This is a genomic window from Micromonospora sp. NPDC050980, from assembly GCF_040653835.1.
In the GTDB taxonomy this organism is placed as follows: Bacteria; Actinomycetota; Actinomycetes; order Mycobacteriales; family Micromonosporaceae; genus Micromonospora.
Genome location: NZ_JBFAGS010000002.1, coordinates 414,345 through 430,512, shown reverse-complemented (window position 1 = coordinate 430,512; position 16,168 = coordinate 414,345). Strand labels below are relative to the sequence as shown.

9 protein-coding genes are annotated in these 16,168 nt (G+C 74.7%); 5 read left to right on the top strand and 4 right to left on the bottom strand.

Annotated elements, in window-relative coordinates; all coding sequences use genetic code 11:
• Positions 1–4 precede the first annotated feature (4 nt).
• Together AB0H28_RS05770 and AB0H28_RS05765 are read right to left on the bottom strand one after the other, a co-directional pair.
• Positions 5–5,821, bottom strand: a complete 5,817-nt coding sequence (locus tag AB0H28_RS05770; RefSeq protein ID WP_358034763.1) for a type I polyketide synthase — start codon at positions 5,819–5,821, stop codon at positions 5–7.
• Positions 5,822–6,103: 282 nt separating this feature from the next.
• On the bottom strand, positions 6,104–7,099 hold the full coding sequence (locus AB0H28_RS05765; protein WP_358034760.1) for a DUF1702 family protein: 996 nt from the start codon (positions 7,097–7,099) through the stop codon (positions 6,104–6,106).
• A 199-nt stretch (positions 7,100–7,298) separates the two neighbouring features.
• Here AB0H28_RS05765 and AB0H28_RS05760 point away from each other — a divergent pair, with 199 nt between their 5' ends.
• The 5 genes from AB0H28_RS05760 to AB0H28_RS05740 all read left to right on the top strand — a co-directional run bounded on the left by AB0H28_RS05760 (position 7,299) and on the right by AB0H28_RS05740 (position 12,839).
• Positions 7,299–8,351: an NAD-dependent epimerase/dehydratase family protein gene (locus AB0H28_RS05760; protein ID WP_358034757.1), complete on the top strand. Its 1,053-nt coding sequence runs from the start codon at positions 7,299–7,301 to the stop codon at positions 8,349–8,351.
• Positions 8,352–8,625: 274 nt separating this feature from the next.
• Positions 8,626–9,156: a DUF5987 family protein gene (locus AB0H28_RS05755; RefSeq protein ID WP_358034754.1), complete on the top strand. Its 531-nt coding sequence runs from the start codon at positions 8,626–8,628 to the stop codon at positions 9,154–9,156.
• The gene (locus AB0H28_RS05750) at positions 9,153–10,787 is read left to right on the top strand and encodes a GMC family oxidoreductase (RefSeq protein ID WP_358034751.1); all 1,635 of its coding nucleotides are present in this window, start codon (positions 9,153–9,155) and stop codon (positions 10,785–10,787) included. Before AB0H28_RS05755 ends, AB0H28_RS05750 begins: the two co-directional genes overlap by 4 nt.
• 24 nt (positions 10,788–10,811) lie before the next feature.
• Entirely contained in the window at positions 10,812–11,915 is a 1,104-nt protein-coding gene (locus AB0H28_RS05745; RefSeq protein WP_358034748.1) for a carboxymuconolactone decarboxylase family protein, read from the top strand.
• Between the two features lie 120 nt (positions 11,916–12,035).
• Positions 12,036–12,839, top strand: a complete 804-nt coding sequence (locus tag AB0H28_RS05740) for a TIGR03084 family metal-binding protein (protein ID WP_358034746.1) — start codon at positions 12,036–12,038, stop codon at positions 12,837–12,839.
• A gap of 270 nt (positions 12,840–13,109) precedes the next feature.
• Here the strand turns inward: AB0H28_RS05740 and AB0H28_RS05735 are convergent, their stop codons facing one another.
• Positions 13,110–14,465, bottom strand: a complete 1,356-nt coding sequence (locus tag AB0H28_RS05735) for a condensation domain-containing protein (RefSeq protein WP_358034743.1) — start codon at positions 14,463–14,465, stop codon at positions 13,110–13,112.
• Between the two features lie 31 nt (positions 14,466–14,496).
• Entirely contained in the window at positions 14,497–16,128 is a 1,632-nt protein-coding gene (gene cmdF / locus AB0H28_RS05730) for a tyrosine 2,3-aminomutase (RefSeq protein WP_358034740.1), read from the bottom strand.
• Positions 16,129–16,168 lie beyond the last annotated feature (40 nt).

Here is a 16,168-nt window from a genome sequence, read left to right as displayed (position 1 = left end):
CCGGTCACCTCCGCCCTTCCGTCAGGATCGCGAACACCAGCGGCTCGGTGCGGTCCCGCACCGTGGTCGCCAGGGTGGCGATCCGCAGCTCCCCGGAGCCGAACACCACCCAGCCGGCCCGCTCCGCGGAAACCAGCGCCAGCGGCGAACGTGGCGCCCGGCCGGCCTTGTGCAGGCACTCCATCGCCGACCAGACCCGGGTGCGCGCCGTGTCCGCCGACCCGTCCCGCTCCGCGACGAGCCGGGCCAGGTCGCCGTACGGGCCGAGCAGGGCCGCCCAGTCCTCGTCGGTGCGGCCGGTGACCGTCTCCACGTCGCAGCCGAGGCTTCCGGCGCCCACCACGCAGAGCGTCAGGTCCCCGTCGTGCGCGGCCGACAGCCCGGGGCCCCCGGCGATCTCCGGGCGGCCGTCCGGGCGGTGGTCCACCCGCACCGGCCGGCCGCAGGCCCGCCCGGCGGCCAACGCGGTCAGCTCCCGCCGCCGCGCCACGTGGTCGCCCGTGCCGGCCCCGTCCACCGGCGCCGGCTCCACCACCACCGCCACCTCGGCGCCGATGAGGTCGCCGACGGTCCGCTCCAGGTAGGGCCCGAGCAACGGCGCCACCCAGGGGCCGCGGCCGTCGTTCTTGCGGACGGCCCGCAGCCGCAGCCCGTCCCAGCGCTCGACCGTGCCGCCGTCGGCGTCGCGCAACGCGATGTCGTAGACGTAGGTGTCACCGTCGCGGCTGCGCTCGGTGGCGCAGTAGCGCAGCGTCCGGTCACCGGTGAGCTGCGCGCCCCCCGGGTGCAGACGTTCGATGCCGGCCGGCAGCAGCGTGGCGTCCGGCACGCAGACCTGGTTGCCGTGCATCAGCGCGTCCCGCACGCCCGGGTCGCCGAGCAGCAGGGTGTCCGGCAGGTAGCCGGCGAACCAGCGGGTCTCGCCGACCGCCGCCACCTGGACGTCGACGTGCCGCGCCGCGGCGCGGTGGTAGGCGCGCAGCCGCTGGAACCGACCGCCCTGGAAGAGCGTGTCGCCGTACAGGTCCTCCGCCGGCGCCAGGGGCACCGTCGGCAGGTCGTCGGACGCCTGGTCCGGCGGGCCGGCCGGAGCGGGGGCGCCGTCGAGACGCAGCCGGGCCCGGAAGTGCTCGGCCGAGAAGTCGGTCTCCTCGCTGTAGATGACCGTGTCGACGGTGTCGTCGTCGACCACCAGCGCGGCGACCCGGATGGTGGTGGCGCCCGCCGGCGGGACCACGATCGGCCGCAGGAACTCCGCCCGCTCGATCACCGGCGTCCGGTCGTCGCCGGTGACGGCGGCGGTCACCTGGGCCATCGCCTCCATCCCGAACACCGCCGGGAAAAGCAGGTTGCCGTCGAGCAGGTGGTCGTCGAGGTAGAGGTCGGTCGCCGCGCTGAGCTTGACCTCGCTGACCAGCTCGACACCGTGGTAGCGGATGAGCGGACGCTCGACGAAGCGCAGCAGCGGCAGCTCCGGCAGATGGTAGCGGACGGTGTCGATGCCCTCGGTACGGCCGCTGACCACCACCGTGGACGGTGCCGACGGGTCGGCCAGCAGGCGGCGCAGCAGCGCCACCCCCTCGTCCGGGGTGACCGGGGTGATGCCCTCCCGGCTGAGCGACTCGATCACCGACAGCCGCTCGCCCATGCCGACGCCGGACCACACCGACCACTCCAGGCAGAGGGTGCGGCAGTGGCTGTGCTCGCGGCCGAACTCCTCGGTGAGGTCGGCGAGCCAGTCGTTGGCCATCGCATAGTGGGCCTCACCCCGCAGGCCGGCCCGGCCGATGATGCTGCCGAACGTCACCAGCAGCCGGACCCGCTCCGGGTCGACGGCCGCCAGCACCGCCCGCAGACCGTCGATCTTCGGCGCGAAGGTGCGGCGGATCAGGTCGGCTGTCACGTTGGTCAGGGCGGCCGGCTCGTTGCGGCCCGCCCCGTGCAGCACCGCGGTCACCACGCCGAGCCGCTCGCTGATCTCCCGGACCGCGGCCCGCACCTGCTCGCCGTCGCCGACGTCGGCCCGGGCGTAGTGCACCCGCACCCCGGCGTCGGCCATCCGGCGCAGGTTGGCCGCCAGCTCCTCGTCCTGGGCCGGGTCGGAACGGCCGACCACGCCCAGGGCGGCGCCGCTGTCGCGCGCCATGGTCAGGGCGCACTCGGCGGTGATGCCCTTGCCGCCGCCGGTCACCAGCAGCACGTCCTGGTCGGTCAGCGGCGGCTGCTCGACGGCGGGCCGCACCGGCAGCGCCCGCAGCGTCGGCACGCTGCGCGTGCCCGCCGCGTCGTAGCTCGCCTCGGACCAGGTGGTGGTCGCGGCGACCTCGGCGGTGACCCAGTCGACCGCCTGCGGCACCGGTGGCACGTGCACCACGGTGGTGTGCAGGTGCGGCGCCTCCAGCCGGAGCGTACGCGCCAGCGCCGCCGCCCCGCGGCCGTGCTGGACGAGCACGAACCGGCTGCCCTCACCGCCGGCCAGGGCGGTCCGCGCCCCGTCCAGCGCCAGCTCCAGGTCGGCGGGACCGCACTCGGCCGGCAGGCACACCAGCACCCCGCCGCCGAGGCCGGCCCGCTCGAACGCGTGGCGCAGCGGCTGCGCCAGCGGGTGCTCCGGCGGCGCGTACACCTGCCAGGACCCGTCGGCACGGCCCGCCGGCGCGGCCGGCAGCGGGCGCGGCTGGAGCGTCACCGACCAGGCGCGGGCCCAGTCACCGACGCCGTTGACCAACGGCCGGCCCGGCTCGGCGTCCGCCGCCCGGCCGGTGCCGGCGAGCTGTTCGAGGGTCTCGGCCAGTTGCCCGAGGGTGGCGGTCGCGAAGTTGGTGGGCGCCTGGGCCGGCGGCACGCCGAGGCGCTGCGCGGCCTGGTTGACCAACTGCCCGACGGTGATCGAGCTGAGGTGCAGGTCGTCGAGGAGCTGGCTGTGCTCGTGCACCATCTCCAACGGCAGCTCGGCGCGTTCGGCGGCGAGCTGCCGCAGCAGCTCGATGCTCGATCCGGTCGTGGGCTCCTCCACCGTCGGCTCGTCGACGGCGGGCCGGTCGAGCGCGGGAGCGGCGCCTTCGGTCGGCGCGACGCGCGAGCGGGCCGCGGTGATCCCGACGACCGGGGCGGACTCGCACGGACTGGCGAAGAAGGAGAACTGCTGCCCCACGGTGAGGGGGCGGGTCAGCCGGCCGTGGAACAGCGCCGGCTCGACGCTCGCGGCGCCCACCACGTAGGCGGCGCCGACCACCCGCAGCAGCCCGACCAGGGACTCGTCGTCGGTGTTCAGCGCCACCGCCGGCACGTCGGCGACCTGTGCGGCGAGCCCGGACAGCACCCGGCCCGGACCCACCTCGACGAAGAGGTCGACCTCCTTGGCGGCCCGGGCGGTCGCCTGGCTGAACAGCACCGGATCGGTGATCTGCCGGTGCAGCAGGGCGGTCACGTCGGTGTCCGGAGACAGCTCCTCACCGGTCACCGTCGAGATGATCCGCCGGCCCGGCGAGGCGAACTCCTCCCCCGCCACGGCGTCGCGGAACGCGGCCGCCGCGGGCGCCACCAGCGGGGAGTGGAAGGCGTGCGACACCGCCAGCTCGGTGGCGGTGAGGCCGGCCTCGCGCGCCCGGCGACACACCTCCTGGACGTCGTCGACCGGACCGGCCACCACGGTCTGGGTCGGACCGTTGTAGCCGGCGATCACCACCGGCAGCCCTTCGGTGAGCGCCGGGATGGCCTCCGGGGCGGCGCCGACCCCGGCCATCGTGCCGGAGGCGCTGTGCCGGCTCATGGTGGCCCCGCGCACCGCCGCGACCCGCAGCAGCGTCTGCTCGTCCATCGCCCCGGCCCAGTGCAGCGCGGCGATCTCCCCGAGGCTGTGGCCGACCGCCACGGTCGCTTCCACGCCGAGCAGCGACAGCGCGGTCAGGCCGGCGAGCGCGCCGGTGACGATCCGCGGCTGGGCCACCTCGGTCGCGACCATGTCGCCGCTGGTCGGCAGCGCCGCCCGCAGGTACACGTCCTCGACGTCGGGGAAACGCCGGCGCAGCGCGCCGCCCGAGGTGCCCCGGCCGGAACCCTGGCCGGGGAAGAGGTAACCGATCCGGCCCGGACCGCCGGCGTGGCCGAGCAGGGCGCGCCCGTCGGCGTCGAACAGCGTCCGCTCGCCGGCCCGCAGGCTCTCGATCACGCGGGTCAGCTGCCGCTCGGCGTCCTCCGGCGAGGAGACCACGACCGCGGCCCGCCAGGGCAGGTCGCGCAACTGCCGGTGCACGGTGGCGGCCAGGTCGGCCAGTTGCGCGTACGACAGGGTGATGACGAAGTCGCGCAGCTGCTCCAGGCGCTCGCGCAGCTCGTCCGGGCCGGCCCCGTCCACGCACAGCAGCTCGGCGTCCTGCATGGAGCAGGCGATGGTCCGGGTCCGGCTGTCCAGCCGGCCCGGACGCCGCCGCCGGGTGTTCTCCAGCACGACGTGGGTGTTGATGCCGCCGAAGCCCATCGCGGTGACGCCGGCCCGGACCGGCATGTCGGTCGGCCACGGCTCGGCGCGCGGCAACGCCCGCAGCGCCGCGTCCTGCTCGCTGAACAACTCGTGCGGCTGGACGCAGCCGACGGTGGGCGGCAGGACCTGCTGGTGCACCGCCATCGCCGCCTTGATCAGGCCGGCCACGCCGGCGGCGGCCTTGGTGTGCCCGATCATGCCCTTGATCGAGCTGATCGCGGCGGGCGGGGCGTCCCGGTCGGCGTCGCGCCGGGCCATCGACAGCGCCTTGAGTTCGGTGGCGTCACCCACCGCGGTGCCGGTGCCGTGGCCCTCGAAGAGCGAGACGCTCTCGATGCCGAAACCGGCCCGCTCGTAGGCCCGCCGCAGGGCCAGTTGGTAGCCGCTCACCTCGGGGCGGGTGATGCCGCCCTTGCCGTCGGAGGAGATGCCCCAGCCGGCGACGGTGGCGTAGACCCGGTGTCCCGCCTCGCGGGCTTCGTCCTCCCGCATCAGCACCACCATGCCGCAGCCCTCGCCCGGCCAGAAGCCGTTGGAGCCGCGGTCGTAGACCCGCATCTCACCCTTGGCCAGGGCGCCGGTCTTGGCGAACCCGACGATCTCGAACGGGTCGATGGAGAGGTCGACGCCGCCGGCCACCGCCACGTCCACCTCGCCGTCGGTGAGCGCCTTGCACGCGGTGGCGACGGAGAGCAGCGAGGACGAGCAGGCGCCGTCGACGGTGTAACCGCCGCCCTTGAGGTCGAAGTGGTTGCAGATCCGCCCGGCGATGGTGTTGGACAGGCCGCCCGCGAGGGAGTCCTCGTCGATCTCCGGGAAAGGACGCTTGTAGGTGGCCTCGAAACCGTCCAGGAACGTGGCGAGCTGGTCGTCGTCCCAGTCCTGCTCCTTGAGCGCGGCGGCCACCATCCGGCGCACGTACGGCCAGCGCAGGCGCAGTTGGTTGGCGCGGGAGAACTCACCGGTGAGCGTGTTGCCGACCACCACGCCGGTGCGCTCGCGGGGCAGGCCCTGCGCCATCGGGAAGCCCGCGTCGGCCAGCGCCATCGCGGCCACGTCGAGAGCCAGCCAGTGGGTCAGGTCGGTGGCGCGGTACGTGCTGCCGGCGACCTTGTAGGCGATCCGGTCGAACTCGTACCCCTCGATGACGGCGGCGGTGCGGGCGTAGAACCGGTCCGGCTCCGTCGGGTCCGGATGCCAGTAGTCCTCCAGGCGCATGCGCTGGTCCGGCAGTCGACGGAACGCCCGCCGCCCGGCCAGCGCGTTCTCCCACAACTCGCGCGGGGACGTGGCGTCCGGGTACCGGCACGCCATCCCCACGACGGCGACTCTGGTCACGAGTTCCCTCCTTCGGCACGGGCCCGGCCCGGTCGGCACGGCGGCCCGACTGGTGCCCGTCTACGCTGCAATTCCGACGGGGACGGAAATCCCACGCCGACCACTCCCAGATACGACTTTCGACCACCCTGCGGGATCCGCACATGTGGCGATCCCCCCAGACGTCGATTCAGCTGTTCGAAGCACTTATATCGATCGTTGCAAATGCAGTTCGACACGTCTTCTTCCGCTGTGCGGGTTCGGTCGGAAAACGGGTAGGAAATTGCGCTCCGCCGCCGGCGGTCAGTGGTCGCGGCCGACCGGAGCGGGGGCGAAGGCGGCCCGCACGTTGGCCCGCCACGTCTCGTAGGCCGGCACCCGGTCCGCCGGGCGCGCGCGCACCGCCACCTCGTCGGCGAGGTGGTCCGCCGCCGCCACCGACCGGTCGCCGAGGGCCCGCATCGCCGCCTCCGTGTGCTCCGGCACATGGCCGGAGTGCGCCCGGGCCTTCGCCGCGAAGACCGCGCCCTGGGCCAGGTCGGGCGCGTACTCCCCGGCGTCGCGGCGCAGCGCGGCCAGGTCCGCGCCGGCGGCCCCACCGGCGAACGTGGCCGCCAGGCCGACCCCGCTCCACAGGTCGGCCCGCCGCTGCACGGCGAACCGACGCACGGCGGCGGCCACGTCGTCGACCCGGGCCGCGTGGATGAACCACAGGGCCCGCCCGACGCCCTGGTCCACCGCTCGCGGGAAGTAGTCGGCCCGCCCCAGCCAGGGGTACGCCGGCAGCCGGCGCTGCTCGTCGACCCAGCGCCGGGTCTCGAAGTAGGCCCGGTCGAAGCCGTACCCGTCCACGGCCAGCCAGCTCATCGTCGGGTGGTACGGCGAGTCGGGCAGGTCGGGCAGCACCCCGCGCCACAGCGGTCGGGGCAGCCGGGCCATCGCGAAGCCGATGCCGATGTAGGCCAGGAACAGGTGCCGGTCGCCGGGCCCCCGCAACAGGTCCCGCGTCCTGGTGCCCCGACCGCCGCGCATCGCGTCCCGCACCGTGTACGCCATGGTCGCGCCCTCGTACGCGAAGCCGCGCTGCGCCGCGTCGACGAGTTCCAACCGGCGCTCCAGCTCCGGCTGACCCGGCGTCTCGATGCCCCACTCGAAGCCGCACACCACGGCCTGCGGTACAGCCTCCAGGTGCGCGGCGGCCGGGGCGCCCGCCCCGGGGAAGCCGCGCCGCGCGAAGCTCACCTCGTCCAACGACGGCGCCAGCAGCAGTCGGCGCACCGTGCCCAGTGTGGTAGCCATGGTCCCTCCCTACGGCGCCTGCCGCGCCCGTCGGCGCCTTCATCGTGTGACGGCGTCGGGGGCAAAACCTCTTCCGCCGTGCGCTGTGCGGGTGCGCCGACGTCACCGGCCCGCGTTCCGGGCGCAGAGCGCACGACGCGAGAAGAGGCGGCCGTGGTGAGGTCGGATGATGGTGGCCTCGACGACTGCGGGAGCGGACATGCGGGTTCTGGTGACCGGCGGAACGGGCTTCCTCGGCGCGCACACCGTCGCGGCCCTGCTCGGCGACGGGCACGAGGTGCGGATGCTGGTCCGCCACCCGGACCGGGTGCCGGGCGCGCTGACGCCGCTCGGCGTCGACCCGGGCGCCGTCGAACTGGCGGTGGGCGACGTCACCGACCGGGCCGACGTCCGGCGGGCGGTGGACGGCTGCGCCGGGGTGCTGCACGCCGCCGGCGTCTACAGCTTCGATCCCCGCCGGCGGGCGGAGATGCGCAACGTCAACGTCACCGGCGCCGAGGTGGTGCTCGACGCGGCCCGGGCGGCCGGCGCGGACCCGGTCGTGCACGTCTCCACGTTCGGCGCGCTGCTGCCCACCACCGACCGGACGGTCGGCCCGCAGACCGCGGTGGGCACCCCCCGGGAGGCGTACCTGGCCGGCAAGGCGGCGGCCGAGACGATCGCCCGGGCGCACCAGGCCGACGGCGCGCCGGTGGTCATCACCTACCCGCTGGCCACCCTCGGGCCGCACGACCCGCAGGTGGGCGACCAGCTCCGGCGGGTACGGGACGTGCTGCGGGGTCTGACCCCACTCTGGCCCACCGGCGGTTTCCCGATCGGCGACGTCCGGGACGTCGCCCACCTGCACCGCGCCGTGTTCACCCCCGGGCTCGGTCCCCGCCGCTACCTGGCCCCCGGCCGGTACGTCACCACCCGGGAATACCTCGACGCGCTGCGCCGGGTCACCGGGCGACGCCTGCCGGCGCTGCACCTGCCCGCCGCCGCGCTGCTGCCCGTCGCGGCGCTGGCCGACCTCGCGCAACGGGCGCTCCCGTTCCCCCTGCCGGTCCAGTACGGGGCCGTCTACCTGTGCCGGGCCGGCACGCCGGTGCGGACCGCGGAGACCACCGAACTGCTCGGCGGCGCTCCCCGGCCACTCGACGAGACGATGGGTGACGCGGTCCGGTGGCTGCACCGGGCCGGGCTCATCGGCCGGGCGGCGGCCGGTCGCGCCGCGAGCGACCCCGCCGGGGCCACCGCGTCCACGGGCTGACCGGCCCGCACCGGCGTCGACCGCGTCGCCGGTCAAGCGCGACCAGCAACCAGGAAGATGCGTCCGCGCGGTCGGAATCTGCACGATTGTGCGGCAGAGAATCGGGCCGGATAAACGATCGGCCACCGCACTCGATCAGGAATGCGCCGCCCTACGGATTCGGCGACACGACAATCGTGCCCGAGAATCCCCCCGCCCATGCCGCTGTCATTCCATCTGGGAGGAGCGATCTGCCGTGCCGACAGAGGAAAAAGAAAGAGACGACGCACAGATTATGACCCTGGAGGCGTTCGCCGACACGATCGTGCCGGGCGAGAAGCGGTTCCCCGGCGACCGGGCGGTGGCCGGCGTGTCCACCGGCGGCGGGGCCGTCGCCTCCGGGGCGCTGGAGCTGCTCGACCAGTCGGCCAGCGGCTACGCCGCCGTGCTGGAGCCGCTCGCCGACGCGCTCAACGCGCACGCCACCGGGTACGCCACGGAAGCCGGCATCGACCTGGACCCGGACGTGCCGCCGTTCGCGGCGCTGGACCACCCGCACCGCACCGCCCTGCTGCAACGCCTGCTGGCCCCCGGCAACCCGGAGAAGGAGATGTGGGTGGGGCTGGCCCTGTTCAGCAACATGGCCTTCGACAGCGCCGCCCACCTGGCCACCGGCGAGGCGATGGCCGCCGGCCACCCGGGCCTGGCCACGATCGGCATCACCCGACCCGACCCGGACGGTCTGTGGCGCTTCCCCGAATACTCGTACGGCCGGCAGCTCGCCCCGATCCACCCCGGCACCACGGCGACCGGGAGCCCGTCGTGAACGCGGTCGAGCGCACCGACGTGCTGATCATCGGCAGCGGCTTCGGCGGGGCGATCCCGGCCTACCACCTGGCCGCCGGCGGCGCCCGCGTGGTGGTCCTCGAACGCGGGCCCTGGCTGTCCGGCGAGGACTTCGAGCACGACTTCAAGTTGGGCTCGTCGTACACGCGGGTCTTCGACTTCGTGGTCGGCGACGGGATGAGCCTGCTCGGCGGCAACTGCGTCGGCGGCGGCAGCGTCGTCTACTTCGCCACCATGCCGCGCGCCCCCCGGTTCGTCTTCGAGCGGCACGGCAGCATCGGCCGGCGGATGTGGCCCGCCGCGATCAGCCGCGACTCGCTGGAGCCGTGGTACGACCGGGTCGCCGAGGCGCTGCCGGTCACCATGCAGCGTTGGGACCAGGTGCCCTACGGCGGCGGGCTGTTCGCCGCGGCCTGCGCCCACGCGGGGCGCACGGCCAACCCGACCCCGTCCGCGGTGGACGTCGAGAAGTGCACCAACTGCAACTGGATGATGGCCGGCTGCCGGTTCGACGCCAAGCGGTCGCTGCTGCTCAACTACCTGCCCGCGGCGGTCGCGCACGGGGCCGAGATCCGCCCGCTGCACGAGGTGCAGAGTCTGTCCCGCACCGCCGACGGCGCCTACCGGGTGCACTACCGGATCGTCGACGACGAGGACTACCGGGTGCTGCACGACAGCGGCACCATCGAGGCGAAGATCGTCATCGTCGCGGCGGGCGCCGGGGCCACCCCGGTGATCCTGCAACGCTCCGAACCGGAGCTGGGCCGGATGCCGGCGGCCGTCGGTCGCTACTTCTCCGGCAACGGGGAGCGGCTCAACACGGCCGTCTTCGACGAGGACCGGGTGCGCGACGTGCTCGGCCTCAGCCGGCCGGACGGCTCGGCGTACGCCGCCAACCAGATCGGCCGGGGCCCGACCGTGGCCACCTGGGACCGGCTCGACGGCACGCTGCCCGAGTACGAGCGGTACTCACTGGAGCAGCTCTACTTCCCGCCCGGCCTGGGCACCATCCTGGCCCAGGTGCCGGACGCGACCGGGCCGACCTGGTTCGGCCGGGAGAAGAAGGAGATGCTGCGACGCTGGCAGTCGTGGCTGACGGTCTTCACCATGTCGGAGGACGACAACGAGGGCGTCTTCGGCCCGCCGCCGCCCACCGGCAACGCCGAGCGGATCTCGCAACAGATGCTGGGGCGGGGGCCGTTGCGCTACGACCCCACCCCCAACACCCTGCGCGGCTGGGCGCTCGCCGACGCGGACGTCAAGGACATCCTGGAGCGCGACGGGCTGTCCAAGGTCATGCCGTGGACCAACGACGTGGTCGGGGCGTACACGGTGCATCCGCTGTCGTCGTGCCGGATCGGCGACGACCCGGCCACCTCGGCCCTGGACGACCGGCACGAGCTGCGGGAGCACCCGGGGATCTTCGTCACCGACGGCTCGGCGGTGCCGGGGGCGCTGACGGTGAACCCCGCGCTGACCATCGCGGCGCTCGCCGAACGGGCGGTGCCCGGCATCGTGCGGGCCGCCCGCGAGCGCGGCGTCGACGTGCGGTACGAGGGTTCCCTGCCGGACGGCCAGCGGGCTCCGTCGCCCGCCGCCGCGCGCGCCTGACCGGCACGGCGAGAAGGGACGACAATGGGCCGACTGCTCGCCCGGGCGACGTACCGCGCCACCCGCGACCACGTGCGGCACGTCGTACCGGTCGCCCCGGCCGACGCCACCGGCCCGGTGGCGTCGGTCTACCGGCAGCTCACCGACGACTTCGGGATGCTCGCGCCGCCGGTGCTGCTGCACTCCCCCGCGCCCGACGTGCTGGCCGCCTGCTGGGTGATGCTGCGCGAGACGCTCATCGCGTCGGGCCGGGCGCCCCGGGCGGCGAAGGAGACGGTGGCCGCGGCCGTCTCCCAGGCCAACCGCTGCCCGTACTGCGTCACGGTGCACGGCAGCACGCTCGACGGGCTGCTCGGCTCGGCGGCCGGGCGCGCGGTGCTCGCCGGTGAACCGGTGGCGGACGACCGGCTCGCGGCCCTGGCCCGCGCGTTCGGCCAGGGCGACCGGTCGGTCCCGCCGCCGGTCGACGCCGGTCAGCTCGCCGAACTGACCGGCGTCGCGGTGACCTTCCACTACCTGAACCGGATGGTCAACGTCTTCCTGCGGGACTCGCCGCTGCCCGACGTGCCGGCGCGCGCCGCCGACACGGCGCGACGGGTCGCGGGCCGGATGATGGGCCGGCTGGCCCGGCCGGCCCGCGCCCCGGGACGGTCCCTGGACCTGCTGCCCCGCGCGGCCGTCCCGGCGGACCTGGACTGGGCGCGGAGCCAGCCGCGCGTCGCCGAGGCCCTGTCCCGGGCGTACCGGGCGATCGACACCGCCGGCGCCGCCGTCGTCCCGGCCGGGGTGCGGGAGCTGCTGGCGGATCGGCTGCCGGGACCGCCGCCGGACGGCGGGCCGGGCGGCGAGGCCGCCTGGTTGGCCGCGGGCGTCGCCGCGTTGCCGCCCGACGAGCGGCCGGCCGGGCGGCTGGCACTGCTCACCGCCGCCGCCGCATACCGGGTAACCCCGCGGGTGGTGGCGGACTGCCGGGCCACGGGGTTCGACGACGCCGCCCTGGTCCGGCTCACCGCGTGGGCCGCCCTGACGGCCGCGCGGCGGGTCGAGGCGGGGCTCGCCCGGCCGGCGCGGGCTCGCCGGACAGGTCGCACGGTCGGAGAAGACGGCCCGGGAACGGGCGACGGATGATGAGGCCGGAGGTCGTCGACCGCCGCACGGCACGACCGTCCGCCCGGCCGGCTGCGCGCACCGCCGGCCCGGCCGGCGGTGACCGCGACCCGAACTCCCCCACGACGAGAGGATGAGCGCGTGACCGCACAGCAGGACGTGTTCGCCGCCCTGGCGGCAGACGGTGACGACGTCGACCGCCTGGTCGCCGACCTGGACGAGGAGAGCTGGGAGCGACCGACGCCGGCACCCGGTTGGACGATCGCGCACCAGGTCGCGCACCTCGCGGCCACCTTCCACATGGCGGGCACGGCCGCCGCCGAACCGGACCGGTTCCGGGCCTTTCTGGAGGGTCTCAGCGACAGCTTCACCGCCAACGTCGCCCGGGCCATGGCCCCCTACCTGGCGTTGCCCCGGCCGGCCCTGCTCGCCCGCTGGCGTGCGGAGCGGGCGACGACCGAGAAGGCCCTGGTCGCCGTCCCGGCCGGGCAGCTCCTGCCCTGGCTGGTCCGCCCGCTGCCGGCGCCGGTGCTGGCCGCCGCCGGGATGATGGAGCTGTTCGGCCACGGGCAGGACATCGCCGACGCCCTCGGCGTCCGGCGCGAGCACACCGACCGGATCCGTCACCTGGCCGAGTTCACGGCCCGCACCTGGGACTTCGGCTACCTGTCCCGGCAACTGCCGGTGCCCCCGGTCGCCCCCCGGTTCGAGCTGACCGCCCCGTCCGGCGCGCGGTGGCGACTCGGGCCGGACGAGAGCGACCAGGTGATCAGCGGGCCGGCCGTCGACCTGTGCCTGCTGGCGACGCGCCGGCGGCACCCGGACGACCTGGCGTTGCACGCCACCGGCGACGAGGCACGGCGGTGGCTGGACATCGCGCAGGCGTACCGCGGGCCGGCGGGCGAGGGACGTCGACCCGGCCAGTTCCGCGCGGCGGTCGCCTGACCCTCGCTTTCGCCGGCGGGCCGGTCGCCTCCGAACATTCGGGGGCGACCGGCCCGCCGCCGTGTCCGGCCCGGGGTCGACCGGCCGCCGCCGTGTCCGGCCCGGGGTCGACCGGCCGCCGCCGTGTCCGGCCCGGGGTCGACCGGCCCGCCGTCGTGTCCGGCCCGGGGCGGTGGGGCCGCCGCCGACGACCCGGGGCCGGCCCGACACGCCGCGCCGGAGACACGCCGCGGCCCCGAGCCGTTCGGCTCGGGGCCGCGGGCCGGGCGGTCAGATCCGGTCGAGCTGGTCGTCCGGCCGGGCGACCAGCTCGCCCAGCAGCGCCACGAACCGCTGGGCGAGACCGTCCACGGTGCTCGTCCGGTAGAGGTGGCTGCTGAAGCCGATCGCGCCCACCAGGTCGTCCGACGGCCCGACGTGCACCGACCAGAGCATCCCGTCGGGGATGTCCGAGCCGATCGGCTGCGAGATCTCCCGACGCCAGATCGCCTCGTACGCCAGCTCGCCGATGCGCTCCCCCTCGAGCATGAACGGCGGCTGGATGACCTGGAAGAGGCAGGGCGCGACGCCCGGCGCCATGGCCGACGCCATCAGCTCGGGCGCCTCGGCGAGCACCTGCACCAGCGGCAGTTCGTGGGCGTACGCCCCGATGCAGGTGGCCCGGACCCGCCCGACGACGTCGGAGAAGGTGCGGCATCCGACGAGGTCGACGCGCAGCGGGACGAAGTTGAAGAACGAGCCGACCGTGTTCTCGAACTGCCGGTCGCCGCGCCCCGGGGCGAACGTCGGCACCACGATGTCGGTTGCTCCCGACTGGCGGTTGACCAGCACGGTGAACGCCGCCAACAGCACCATGAAGGGGGAGCTGCGCTTCTCGGCGGCCAGCCGCACGGTGTTCGCGCGCACCTGCGACGAGGTGAGGAACCGGTGCCAGCCGGTGGTCGGCGGGCCACTGGGCGGCCCGTCGGTGGGCTGGACCAGGATCCGGGCGCCGCGCAGCGTCGTCCGCCAGTATTCGCGGGCCGCCGCCACCGCGGGGCCGTCCGCGTTCTCCCGCTGCCGGGCGGCGTACTCCCGGTACTGGGCCGCCTCGGGCAGCTCCGGCTCCCGGCCGGCGGACCGGGCGGCCAGGCAGGCCGCCACCTCCCGGACGATGACCTGCATCGACCAGGCGTCGGCGGCGCTGTGGTGGGTGGTCAGCACCAGCACCGCGTCCCGGTCGTCGAAGCGGCCCAGCACCGCCCGCAGCAGCGGCAGGTCGGTCACCGGGAACGGCCGCGCCTCCGCCTCGTTGACCAGTTCCTCGGCCCGGGTGGCGCGCTCCGCCGCCGGCACCCCGGGCAGGTCGTGGACCAGCAGCTCGACCGACGCCGGCGGCAGCACCCGCTGCGCCGGCTCCGCCGCGCCGCGGCTGATCACGGTACGCAGGGACTCGTGCCGGGCGCACACGTCGTCGAGCGCCCGGCGCAGGGCCGCCACGTCCACCCGGCCGCGGACCCGCCAGCCGTCTGTGATGACGTAGCGGGGACCGAACGGTCCGGTGTCGTCCCCCTGGTCGAACAGCCGGAGGAACTCCTGTTGCAGGGAAAGCGGCGCCACCTCGGCGCCGACGCCGGCGATGGTCATGAGATACCCCCTCGGATCGGGCCGGTGCGGTTCATCGCAGCGCCACCCCCGCGTCGGCGAGCGCCTTCAGCAGGGTGCCGCGCCGCAGCTCGGCCGCCACCAGCTCGATCTCGTCGGCCATGAACCGGTCGGTGTCGAGAGTCGGCACCAACGACCGGATGGTGTCGTAGGTGACCCGGGCCGCCGGGCTCAGCCGGTCGCGGCGGCCGGAGACGTCCGTCGCCTGCGCGGCGGCGAGGAACTCCAGCGCCAGAATGATGTTGTTGTTGTCCAGCACCCGCCGGGCGTTGCGGGCGGCGATCAGACCCATGCTGACGACGTCCTGGTTGTCGCCGTTGGACGGCACGCTCTGGGTGCTGGCCGGACCGATCGTCCGGTGCTCGGCGATGAGCGCGGTCGCCGGGTACTGGGCGCCGGCGAAGCCGCTGTTGAGGCCCGGCTCCCCCATCACCAGGAACTCCGGCAGGCCGTAGCTGAGGTGCCGGTTGAACAGGCGGTTGCTGCGCCGCTCTGACAGCACGCCGAGCTGGGTCAGCGCGATGGTCACGAAGTCCATCGCGAAGGCCACCGGCTGGCCGTGGAAGTTGGCGCCGTGGAAGATCTCCCGCCCCTCGAAGAACAGCGGGTTGTCGTTGGCCGAGTTCAGCTCGATCTCGACCTTGAGCTTGGCGTGCCCGAGGGTGTCCCGGACCGCGCCGATCACCTGGGGGATGGCCCGCAGGGAATAGGCCTTCTGGAGGTAGACGTCGGTGCGGTGCACCCCGGTGGCGGTGCCGTTGCCGTTGCCGTTGGAGCTGTCCCGGCTGGCGGCCACCTGCTGGCGCAGCTCCGAGTGCTCCACGGTGAGCTTGCTGGCACGCATCAGCCGGCGCATGTTCGCCGCCGAGTCGATCTGCCCGGCGTGCGGGCGGGCGATGTCGTGGCCCTCCGGCTGGAACGGGCTCATCGAGCCCTGGAGCACCTCGATGACCAGCGCGGCGGCGATCTCCGCGTGCCGCGCCTGCTCGTACGCCCGATCGAGCACCAGCGCCCCCAGGCCGGTCATCGCCGAGGTGCCGTTGATCAGCGCCAGGCCCTCCTTGAACCGCAGTTCCAGCGGCTCGATGCCGAGCGAGCGAAGCACCGGCCCGGTCGGTACCCGCTCGCCGTCGCGCAGCAGGTAGCCCTCGCCGATGACGGTGCTGGCGATGTGCGCCAGCGGGGCCAGGTCACCGCTGGCGCCGAGCGAACCGATCTCCGGGATCGCCGGGGTCAGGTTCTCGTTGAGATAGAGCGCCAACTGCTGCAGGACCCGGGGGCGGACCGCCGAGTGTCCCTTGGCCAGGGCGTTCAGTCGGGCGGTGACGATGGCCCGGGCCTCGGTCTCGCTGAACAGCGGCCCGACGCCGGCGCTGTGGCTGCGCACCAGGTTGGTCTGCAGCGCCACCTCCTGGGAGGTGTCCACCAGCATGTAGATCATCTCGCCGTAGCCGGTCGTGACGCCGTACACCGGGATGTCCTGGTGCACGATGTCCTCGAACATGCGTCGGCTCCGGGACGCCCGCTCCAGCACGGCGGGCGTCACCACGCACCGGGCGTGGTCCTCGGCGACCCGCCGGACCTCGGCGAGGCCGACCGTCTCCCCGTCGAACTCGACACTGACGTCAGTAGCGACAACCGTCATTTCCACTCCAGAGGGTTTGGTGAGACCGCGAACCGAATCA